At 64.4% G+C, this 1204-nt stretch carries 1 pseudogene; it reads left to right on the top strand.

The features are described 5' to 3' along the window. The first annotated feature begins 57 nt into the window (after positions 1-57). A pseudogene (locus GEV06_28575) lies at positions 58-1104 on the top strand (IS630 family transposase). The last annotated feature ends 100 nt before the right edge of the window (positions 1105-1204 follow it).

The raw sequence follows: 1204 nt of genomic DNA, 5'->3' as shown, positions 1-1204 counted from the left end.
CTAGTACATCGTCCGAAAAGTACTTTGTGATACGTTCAGGTTCTTGTAGAGTGGGGCATGCCTCGCATTGCCCCACCGATCAGACTCGATGCCGTGAGTGAAGCCACCCTGCAGCAACTGGTGCGCACGCCATCGACGCCGCAGGCGCTGGCCCAGCGGAGCCGGATCATCTTGGGCGCGGCGGCCGGCCACTCGAACCAGACCATTGCGGCGGAATTGGGCCTGCCGGCGATCACGGTCGGCAAATGGCGGCGTGCCTTTGCGATCAACGGGTTGGGCGGCCTGCAGGACGCGCCGCGCAGCGGTCGGCCGCCGAAGCATGGCCCGCGCGTCTGGGCGCGTGTCCAGCAGCGCGCGTGCCAACAACCGGAGATCTACAGCCGCTGGACCGTGCGCACCCTGGCGCGCGATCTCGGACTGCCGCCCGCAACGGTCCATGAGATGCTCACGGCGTCGCACCTGCAACCGCATCGCGTCCGGACCTTTACGTTCAGCCCCGATCCCGACTTCGAGGCCAAGCTGCTCGACATTGTCGGCCTGTATCTGCATCCGCCCGACAACGCGTTGGTGATCTGCGTGGACGAGAAGACCGGGATCCAAGCCCTGGATCGCACGCAGCCCGGCCTGCCGCTGCGGGCCAAGCGTCCCCAGACGCGTACCAACGAATACGTGCGGCACGGGACCCAGGCCCTGCTCGCGGCCCTCGACATCGCGAGTGGCCGCGTCGTCGGGCATGTCAAGAACCGCCGCACGTCGGCGAATTTCCTGGCGTTCATGAACGACGTGGTCGTCGCGTTTCCCGCCCGGGATCTCCATGTCGTCCTCGACAATCTCAACATTCACCAGAACGCGGCCGCCCAGCGCTGGCTCAAGCGACACCCGCGCGTCCACTTCCACCATACGCCGACGCATGCGTCATGGGTCAATTTGATCGAATGCTTCTTCAGCATCCTCGGCAAACAGGGGCTCGCGCACCGGGTCGACCGGTCGAAAAAGTCGCTGCGCGAGTTCTTGCTCGAGTATCTCGCGACGTACAACGAAACCAGCGGTCCCTTGACGTGGACCAAGGGACCGGAACAGTTGCGCAGCATCATCGAGGCCACTCAGGCCTATCAGCGCGATCATCCGGTGAAGCGCCGGCGACGGAAACGCCGCCGTCGCCGCCCGACAAATAACACAAAGCATTAATCGGACGATGTACTAG

The sequence above is a fragment of the Luteitalea sp. genome (genome assembly GCA_009377605.1).
Taxonomy (GTDB): Bacteria; Acidobacteriota; Vicinamibacteria; order Vicinamibacterales; family Vicinamibacteraceae; genus WHTT01.
This window is presented reverse-complemented; position numbering and strand designations above follow the sequence as displayed.